The following is an 8,892-nucleotide window of genomic DNA, read 5'->3' as shown; positions in this document are numbered from 1 at the left end:
TGCCACGTTGGTGATGGTGTTGCCACCATTGTTGAGGCCCGCGGTGGTGAGGCTCACTGCGTTGCCGCTCGTGGGCGTGATGGTGACTCCGCTGCCGCTCGTCACGGTGGTGCCCGTGGCGTTGCTGGTGGTGACGCTGGTGAACACAGGGGTGGTCGACATCTGGATGTCGATGGCGTTGGCGCTCACCACGGTCTTGATGTTCGCATCGCTGTAGCTGCCCGCCGTGCTCGCTCCTCCCGTGACCGACAGGGTGCTGCCGAGTTTCTGGGCTGTGCTTCCGCTGTTGCCCGTGAAGGTGAGTGGCTGCGAGGCCGCCGTGCTGACTGCGCTCAGCGCCGCTCCCACGTTGCTGTAGGTGCCGGTGACTCCGGTGGCGGGATTGGTCACTATGGTGTAGCTCGGCGCAGTGATTGCGCCAGTAGAGCTGACAGACGCACCGCCGCCCAGAGCCGAGGCCGTGCTGTTGGCCAGATTGCCCACGGCCACATCGGTGGCATAGAGCTGACTGCCGTTGATGGCATCGGTACTGGTGGCACTGATCTGGCCCGCAGCCACGTTCTGAATCTGACGGGGAGCAGCCGCACTGCCCACGCTCACTACCCCTCCCGTGGCAGGCGTGCTGCCGGCAAAGGTGCCATAGGTGACGCCACCGACTGTGGCGGAACTGGTGGGAGTCGATGCAGACACCGTGGAATTGTTGCCAAGCACCACTGCACCGTCGAGCCCAGAGGCCACGGTGACGTTGTTGCCCATGACCATGGCATTGGCCGACTGCACGGTGTTGCCATTGCCGACGATGCGGATGTTGCCCGCCCCCACGGTGTTGGCCGTGTTGGTGTTGCCGAAGATGCCGGAATTGTTCGACTGAACCGTGCCGTTGTTGTTGCCGATCGAATAGGTGCCACTGCCCACGATGGTGGTGGGACCGCCGATGGCGCCGGAATTCTGCCCGGTCACAATATTGCCTGCCCCAATGGAAATGGCGTTGGCAGCTTTGGCTTGTGCAGTATTTCCAATCGCAATCGCATTAACACCGGTGGCGTTGGCTCCAACCCCTACCGAAATGGCTTGCGCGGCAGTGGCGTTGGCATGATCGCCCAGGCTGACGGCTCCCACTCCACTGCTCACCGAGGAATTGCCGATAGCCACAGTATTCGACGCCGATGCTATTGCAGACGTGCCGTAAGCCATACTTGCTGCAGCTGTGGCACGCGCATTGGGGCCAAAAGCAAAAGCAGTATCTGCATTGGCAGTGGCTCCCGTGCCAATGGCAATCGACGCGAATCCAGAAGAATATGCCTGCGTCCCAATGGAAATATCGAATACCCCTGTGTTCGAATAAGTATCTGTCCCAAAAGGGCCATTATTAACAGCACCAGATCGCGCCTGGGCCCCCAAGGCAATAGATGCATCTCCAGCAGTGGCCGCATAAAACGTATTCACTGCGATCGCCGTACTGCCGGTAAATTGGGTAAACAGGGAAGCACCTGTGGCTGTCACAGATGTGCCATTGACCGTTGCGGTATAGTTCGTGCTCGCAATCCTATTAACGTCATCTCCACCGATCGCGATACTGCTATTGCCACGTGCCATGGCATTGTTTCCTACCGCCGTGGATTGATCGCCTGTGGCTGCTGCACTGATTCCATATGCAGCACTTTGATTTCCCCCAATAATCGCCAGAGCTCCACAGACAGTCCCATTTGTCGCTCCCGTTGTGGTATATCCCAAGGTATTGACTTGTCTTGTGCTATCCACACAGTAAGCATTTTGGGCGTAAGCGCTTCCCAGCCCCCCAAACACCATGCCCATGGCCATGACCAGCGGGCGCAGAACCCATGACGCGCCGCGCGCCGACACACCACTGCTGGATGCCGGCATGTGTCCCTTGCCCAGCTCGGACACGGCCATCCAGGTGCCGGTCGATTCGTTGTAGACGGTGCGGTAGATCTTGTTCATAGGGGGAATCCTCGGGAGGGTGTAATGCAGGGTTGCTTTCCTGCACACTTTAATTACGACGCATGACGACCAGACCTTCTCTTCATGCGGAGAGAGCGCGCAAGCGTGACAAATTCAACGCAACGGGCATAACAACCGCCTTTCCCACGCTTCTCGATGGGTCCTCAGAACCTCTCCAGAAGATGCGTCGAATTTGCTTCTTTTTTAGGCATTCGCTCGTTGCCTAGGATACCCGTATCAAGAACGAAACATGTATGAACATTAATTTTTTGTGTTTCATGTAGTAAAAATTAAGTAAGTTGCCTGTAAGGGGATGTGATGCACTGTGGTGTTCTGCAGACACATCGCGTGCTCGGAGAGCGCATGAACGCCTGCACACGAAAGAAATTAATCTTTCATAATCATGGGGTTAGCGAATGCTCAGCACTCGTTGCGCCACATGGAAGGACGTGTGCGGCCCCATCCCGAAAGGGGTTACCCACTGCTCAGCGATGCGTGGCGTTTCAGACCGCATGGGGAAATTCTGAACAGCGTGGTGCTGCCCTGTGCCCGCCCCTACCGGGGGCAGGAGATGGGAGGGGCTTTTACAATCGGGGCATGACTCTGCCTACCTATACCCGTGCCCAAGCCCTTCCCGATATCCTGCGCCAGCGCATTGCTGTGCTTGACGGGGCGATGGGGACGATGGTGCAGCGCTTCCGGCTCACGGAGGCGCAGTACCGGGGCGAGGGGGGACCGGATGCGGCGGCATATGCGCGGTTCCGCGATTTTCCGCGCGACGTGAAGGGCAACAACGAGCTGCTGAGCGTGACACGGCCCGATGTGATCCGGCAGATCCATGAGGGGTATCTGGCGGCTGGGGCAGACATCATCGAGACGAACACCTTCGGGGCGACACGGATCGCGCAGGAGGATTACGGCATGGCCGAGCTGGCGCGCGAGATGAATCTGGCGTCGGCGCGGGTGGCCCGCGAGGCGGCCGACCGCTACAGCACGCCGGAGAAGCCGCGCTTTGTGGCCGGGGCGCTGGGCCCCACGCCGCGCACGGCGAGCATCAGCCCGGATGTGAACGATCCGGGGGCACGCAACGTGGATTTCGAGACGCTGCGCGCGTCCTACCACGAGCAGGTGGAAGCGCTGGTGGAGGGCGGGGTGGATCTGCTGCTGGTGGAGACGATCTTCGACACGCTCAATGCCAAGGCAGCGCTGTTCGCGATCGAGCAGTATTTTGCGGAAAGCGGCGAGAACCTGCCGATCATGATCAGCGGGACGGTGACGGATGCCTCGGGACGCATTCTGAGCGGGCAGACGGTGAGCGCGTTCTGGTACAGCGTGCGGCATGTGCAGCCGCTGGCGATCGGGCTGAACTGCGCGCTGGGGGCGGCGCTGATGCGCCCCTATATTCAGGAGCTCAACCGGGTGGCGGGCGACACGTTCGTGAGCTGCTACCCCAATGCGGGCCTGCCCAACCCCATGAGCGAGACGGGGTTTGACGAAACGCCCGATGTGACGAGCCGCCTGATTCACGAGTTTGCCGAGGAAGGGCTTGTGAACATCGTGGGCGGATGCTGCGGCACCACGCCCGACCACATTGCCGCCATCGGCCACGCGGTGCAACCGCTCAGGCCGCGGGGGGTGACGCTGGCCCGCTTCGGCCGGGAGTAAGGACCGGAGGAGCCGGGGGCGACGGCAAGGGCTCCTGCCGCGGCAGGGACAGACGTGCCCGCAGGCCCGTGCCGGCAGGAGCCTGCAGCAGGTCGAGCGTGCCGCCATGCACACGGGCGGCGCGCTCCACGATGGACAGTCCCAGCCCCGCTCCCTTGGGCGCAGCGCCGCCGCGCGCGGGTTCGCCCCGCACGAAGGGCTGCCGCAGCCGGTGGGCATCGGCCGGCGCAATGCCGGGGCCGTGGTCTTCCACCTCGATCCAGCAGCAGGTGGCGTCCCCGCCGGTGCGCAGGATGACGGGTGGCTGGCCGTGGCGCCAGGCGTTTTCGAGCAGGTTGATGACGGCACGCCGCAGCAGCCGGGGATGGGCCTGAAAACTAGGGTGCGAGAGGGGGCATTGCTCTACCTGCACGGGCTGGCCCTGGGTGGTGCAGGTGTGGGCCACCTCGCGCGCCAGGGCGTCGATGGCCACGGAGGTGAGGGGCTCGTCTTCGTCGGCGCGGGCAAAGTCGAGGAACTGGCCGACGATGGCATCCATTTCGGCGATGCTGCGCTCCATGCGGGCGGCCAGCTCGGGGCCTGCGGGCTCGCGCAGGATTTCGATGCCGAGGCGCAGCTTGGTGAGCGGGGTGCGCAGGTCGTGGGAGATGCCTGCCAGCATGAGGGCGCGCTGCCGATCGGCCTGTCGCAGGCTGCGGGCCATGTGGTTGAAGCTGGCGGCCAGGGTGGCGATTTCGCGCGGGCCCTGCACCGGCAGGGCGGCAGGATCATGCCCCTGCGCCACCTGCCGCGCGGCGCGGGTCAGGTCGGTCAGGGGGCGATGCAGGTGCCGCTGGATGAGCAGGGCCCCGATGAGCGCCAGCACGGCACCGGCCAGGGAAGCGGACAGCCAGGCGCCCGTGAAGGTCTGCACCGGCAGCACGCCCGGCAGCATGACCCAGTAGTCGACGCCGTCGAGCGGGATGCGCAGCGCCAGCGTGCCGCCCGCCTCGCGCCGCCAGATGACATCTGCCCCCTGCACGGCAAGATGCCGGGAGACGGCACGCACCATGAGCCGCTCCAGCGGGGCGAGCTCGGTCCAGGAGGGATCTGTCTCGCGCGAGGCCACAGGCACGGATACCGGAGGCTGCTGGGCATTGAAGCGGGCGACAAAGGCGGCACGCTCCTGGGGAGGCAGGCCCACCAGACCGCTGCGCAGACCGTCGACGGTGTGCGCCAGCCCTGCAGCAACCTGGTCGAGCCGCGGCTTGAACAGCAGCTCGCGCACGAGCAGTCCGCCCACGATCTGCCCGAGCACGACGAGGGCCACGATGAGCAGCAGGTTGCGGCCCAGCAGGGTGCGGGGCAGGAGGCTCATGCGCGGGTGTCCGGCGCATCGGCGCCGTCGGGCACGAACATGTAGCCCGCCCCCCAGATGGTGCGGATGTGCTGCGGACGGGCAGGATCGGCTTCGATGAGCTTGCGCAGGCGCATGATCTGCACGTCGATGCTGCGATCGGTGGCGGCGTGTTCGGGGCCGCGTGCCAGGGCCATCAGGCGGTCGCGCCCGAGTGTACGGCGGGGGTGCTGCGCCAGTGTGCGCAGGAGGGCATATTCGGCGCTGGTGAGGGGAATGTCCTGGGGGTCGCCCGCGGGGGTGAGGCGCAGCAGGCGGCGGGCATCGAGATCGAGGGTGTAGCGCCCGAAGGTGAGGGTGCCCTGTGCGGGGGCGGCCCCTTCGTAGGCCCCGAGCAGGCGCTGGCGGCGCACCAGGGCCTGGATGCGGGCGAGGAGCTCGCGCGGCTCGAAGGGCTTGGGCAGGTAGTCGTCGGCACCCATTTCGAGGCCGATGATGCGGTCGAGCGGATCGCCCCGTGCGGTGAGCATGAGGATGGGGATGGTTTCGCCCTGGGCGCGCAGGCGGCGGCAGACGGACAGGCCGTCCTCGCCCGGCATCATCACGTCGAGCACGAGCACGTCGAAGCGTTCGCGGGCGAGCAGACGGTCGACGTCGGCCGCGCCGGCGACGGTGCGCACGGCACAGCCGTGGTCTCCCAGGTAGCGCTGCAGGAGCGCGCGGAGATCTGCCTCGTCGTCGGCGATCAGGATGCGGGCCAGGGCGTCGTTCATGGCGCCATGATAGCGGCGGGCTCGCCACAGGCGCCCTGCCCTCCGGCACGGACGGCGCCCGGATGATGACAAACCGTGACAGCGGGGGCCTGCCGTCACGTCCGCTCATGAAGCAGGGGGTGGCGCTCACGCGCTGCTCACATCTGGCTGCGACAGTGAGGGTGCGGACCGAGGGAGCCTCCATCAGGAGCTCTGCGGTCCGGTGGAGCGGCGGTTCCTGCCGGGCGATGGGCCACGACAGGAGGCGGCGGCTCCGTTCATCACGTCAGGCTGGGCGGCGGGTTGGCCGCCTCAAGGAGTTGATCATGTCGATGCGTCGTGCAATCCCGGTGGGAGTCATCATGGTGCTGGCCCTGGCGGCCAGTCAGGCAGAGGCCGCGCGGCTGCGCTATGCCCGCCCCAATGCGCAGGGCGGTGTGACAGCGGGCACGGTGTCGGGCTACAGCGGAGCGCGCGGCTCGATGGTGCGGGGTCGCGGCGTCACCACCAATAACGCGGGGGGCGCCACGGCCGTGAGCGGCATGGCAGTGCACGGTGCCCAGGGAGGCTATGGCGCACGGGCCGGCACCACCACGGTGGGGGCGGATGGCTCGGTCACCCACCGCAGCGGCCTGAGCGCGACGAGCGCCCAGGGCAGCACGGTGCAGAGCTCAGGCAGCGCCACGCGCAATGCGGACGGCACGGTCTCGCAGAGCCGCACCACCAACGCCACCAATGCCGTGACGGGCAAGACGGTGAACAGCAGCACCTCGTACAGCAACAGCACCGGGCTGACGCACAGCGCCACCTGCTACGACGCCTCGGGCGCCGTGACGGCCTGCCGCTGAGGCGGGGCAGATGGGAACCCGCTTGTTTTTTCAAGGAGCTGTCATGCCGTTCACGACACCGATATTTCTCTCTTCGACGCGGAGCCGGCTGATGCGGGCCGGGGTGGCGCTGGCCCTTGGGGCCACGGCGCTGCTGGCCGAGGCCCAGACACCTACGGCCGCGCCAGCCACCGCAGGAGCGCCGTCGGATGCACGCATCGCGCGCCTGCAGGGTGCCCTGCAGAAACGCTTTGCCGCCGCAGACGCCAACCACGACGGGCGCCTCACCCGCCAGGAGGCCGAGGGGCACATGCCCTGGGTGGCGAGCCACTTCGAAGCCATCGACACGGCGCACACGGGCAGCGTGAGCCTGCAGGACATCGAGGCCTACGCCGCACAGCAGATGGCCCGGCGCCGGGGCGGCAAGGCGGCCGGCGGCATGGGTCTGGCACCCTGAGGAGCCCGCCATGTTCCTGTGGCTGCTGCATGGCCCCATGCCTGCCGAAGCGATGCCGCCCCATGCGCGGCTCTGGCTGGCCGCCCTGCTGGCCACGGTGCTGGTGGCTGCCACGCTGGAGGGCGTGGTGCTGACGGTACGGCATCGGCACGGACGGGGGCCGGGCTATGACTGGCGCGCCTCGGCCGCCTCGCTGGCCGATCTGGTGGCGCGCCGCAGCGTGGATGCGCTGGGGCTGTCGCTGGCGACGCCGGTGCTGCTGTGGGCCTGGGCGCACCGGGTGCACACCTGGTCGATGGCGGGCCCCGGGGCCTGGATCGCCCTGCTGCTGGGCGAGGAGCTGTGCTACTACGTCTACCACCGCATGGCCCACCGGGTGCGGTGGTTCTGGGCGACGCATGCGGTGCATCACTCGTCTCCCACGCTCACGCTGGCGGCGGCGCTGCGGCTGGGGTGGACGGGCAAGCTCACGGGATCGGGACTGTTTTTTGCGCCGCTGCTGTGGCTGGGGTTTGCGCCGTGGGCGGTGTTCGGCATGGTGGCAGCCAACCTGCTCTACCAGTTCTGGCTGCACGCGCCCTGGATTCCGTCGCTGGGCCCGCTCGAATGGGTGTTCAACACCCCGACGCACCATGCGGTGCACCACGCCTGCAATCCGGAATACCTGGACTGCAACTATGGCGGGGTGCTGATCGTGTTCGACCGGCTCTTCGGCAGCTTTGTGGCGCGGCGGCCGGACGTGGTGCCCCGATTCGGGCTGACCGATCCGCTCGTGAGCCACAATCCGCTCATCATTGCCTTCCGCGAATGGGAGCGCCTGCTGCGCGACCTGCGGCATCCGCCAGCCGGACGCAGCCGCTGGGCCGTGCTGTTCGGCCCACCCGGCCCGGCGCCGCATCGCTGACCTTTTTCCACCGGGAGCACCTGCCATGCCATCTGCCGCATTCCGATTCCGCCCGGCTTCGGCCGCCCTGCTGCTGGCGCTGGGTCTGGGCGCCACCTGCTGCGGCACGGCCGTGCAGGCACAGGGGGCATGGGCCTCGGGCCTCGACGAGCAGGACGCCCTGCCCGGCTCCGCATCGGCCCTGCCGGCCGGTGTGCGCCGCCTGCCCGATGTGCCCTATGGCCCCGATGCCCGCCAGCGCATCGATGTGTACCTGCCCGCCCACCCCCATCCCGGCCGGACGCCGATGCTGGTGTTCGTGCATGGCGGGGCCTGGATGGCCGGCGACCGGGTACGTGCTGCCCGCCTGCCTGCCAAGCTCACGCACTGGGTGGCGGAACGCGGCTGGGCGATGGTGTCGGTCGGCTACCGGCTGGTGCCCCGGGTGACGGTGGCCGACCAGCTGCAGGACGTGGCCGCTGCCCTGGCACGGGCCCAGCGTGGAGCGGCGGACTGGGGAGCCGACCCGGACCGGGTGCTGCTCATGGGGCATTCGGCCGGTGCGCATCTGGCGGCGCTGCTCGCGGCCCAGCCCTCGGCGTTCCGGGCCATGGGAGTGCGCCGCTGGCGCGGCACGGTGCTGCTCGACAGTGCCGCGCTCGATCTGCCTGCCGTGATGGCGCAGCGCCACTGGCGTTTCTATGACCGAGTCTTCGGCGCCGATCCCCGGGACTGGCAGGCTCTGTCCCCCGCCGACCGGCTCGCCCCCGGCGCGTCCCCGATGCTGCTGGTGTGCTCGACCGTGCGGCCGGATGCTCCCTGCCGCGACGCACGCCGCATGGCGAAAGCTGCCCAGACCCGTGGCGTGCGGACCGAGGTGCTGCCGCAGCCGCTGTCGCACCGCGACATCAACGCCCTGCTGGGGCTGCCCGGCCCCTACACCGAGGCCGTGGACCGTTTTGCAGCCTCGCTCGGGCTGCGCTGACTCACGCCCCCGCCCCGTCAGAAGG

The 8,892-nt window shown here is 67.3% G+C and carries 8 protein-coding genes and 1 pseudogene; 5 read left to right on the top strand and 4 right to left on the bottom strand.

Annotated elements, in window-relative coordinates; genetic code table 11:
* Together ACE3P9_RS10515 and ACE3P9_RS10510 are read right to left on the bottom strand one after the other, a co-directional pair.
* A partial coding sequence (locus ACE3P9_RS10515) for a beta strand repeat-containing protein (protein ID WP_374494008.1) occupies window positions 1-1,152 on the bottom strand: 1,152 nt, incomplete at its 3' end.
* A gap of 75 nt (window positions 1,153-1,227) precedes the next feature.
* Window positions 1,228-1,962: pseudogene (locus tag ACE3P9_RS10510) on the bottom strand (ESPR-type extended signal peptide-containing protein); the annotation flags it as partial.
* Window positions 1,963-2,559: 597 nt separating this feature from the next.
* Between ACE3P9_RS10510 and ACE3P9_RS10505 the strand changes: the two are divergent.
* A complete protein-coding gene (locus tag ACE3P9_RS10505; RefSeq protein WP_374494001.1) occupies window positions 2,560-3,627 on the top strand; it encodes a homocysteine S-methyltransferase family protein in 1,068 nt (355 codons plus the stop codon).
* Here the strand turns inward: ACE3P9_RS10505 and ACE3P9_RS10500 are convergent.
* A complete protein-coding gene (locus tag ACE3P9_RS10500) occupies window positions 3,584-4,984 on the bottom strand; it encodes an ATP-binding protein (RefSeq protein ID WP_374493999.1) in 1,401 nt (466 codons plus the stop codon). The two genes, ACE3P9_RS10505 and ACE3P9_RS10500, sit on opposite strands and share 44 nt — an antisense overlap.
* Window positions 4,981-5,736, bottom strand: coding sequence for a response regulator (locus ACE3P9_RS10495; RefSeq protein ID WP_374493997.1), 756 nt, complete (start codon window positions 5,734-5,736; stop codon window positions 4,981-4,983). The genes ACE3P9_RS10500 and ACE3P9_RS10495 overlap by 4 nt, the downstream gene beginning before the upstream one ends.
* A gap of 305 nt (window positions 5,737-6,041) precedes the next feature.
* On the opposite strand from ACE3P9_RS10495, the gene ACE3P9_RS10490 reads away from it, so the two are divergent.
* The 4 genes from ACE3P9_RS10490 to ACE3P9_RS10475 are packed head-to-tail and all read left to right on the top strand — an operon-like array spanning window position 6,042 to window position 8,867.
* The gene (locus tag ACE3P9_RS10490) at window positions 6,042-6,563 is read left to right on the top strand and encodes a hypothetical protein (RefSeq protein ID WP_374493994.1); all 522 of its coding nucleotides are present in this window, start codon (window positions 6,042-6,044) and stop codon (window positions 6,561-6,563) included.
* A 43-nt stretch (window positions 6,564-6,606) separates the two neighbouring features.
* On the top strand, window positions 6,607-6,999 hold the full coding sequence (locus tag ACE3P9_RS10485; protein WP_374493992.1) for a hypothetical protein: 393 nt from the start codon (window positions 6,607-6,609) through the stop codon (window positions 6,997-6,999).
* Window positions 7,000-7,009: 10 nt separating this feature from the next.
* The gene (locus ACE3P9_RS10480; protein WP_374493990.1) at window positions 7,010-7,903 is read left to right on the top strand and encodes a sterol desaturase family protein; all 894 of its coding nucleotides are present in this window, start codon (window positions 7,010-7,012) and stop codon (window positions 7,901-7,903) included.
* Window positions 7,904-7,928: 25 nt separating this feature from the next.
* On the top strand, window positions 7,929-8,867 hold the full coding sequence (locus ACE3P9_RS10475) for an alpha/beta hydrolase (protein ID WP_374493987.1): 939 nt from the start codon (window positions 7,929-7,931) through the stop codon (window positions 8,865-8,867).
* Window positions 8,868-8,892: the final 25 nt, after the last annotated feature.

This window comes from Allobrachymonas sp., assembly GCF_041912815.1.
Taxonomy (GTDB): Bacteria; Pseudomonadota; Gammaproteobacteria; order Burkholderiales; family Burkholderiaceae_C; genus Brachymonas.
This window is presented reverse-complemented; position numbering and strand designations above follow the sequence as displayed.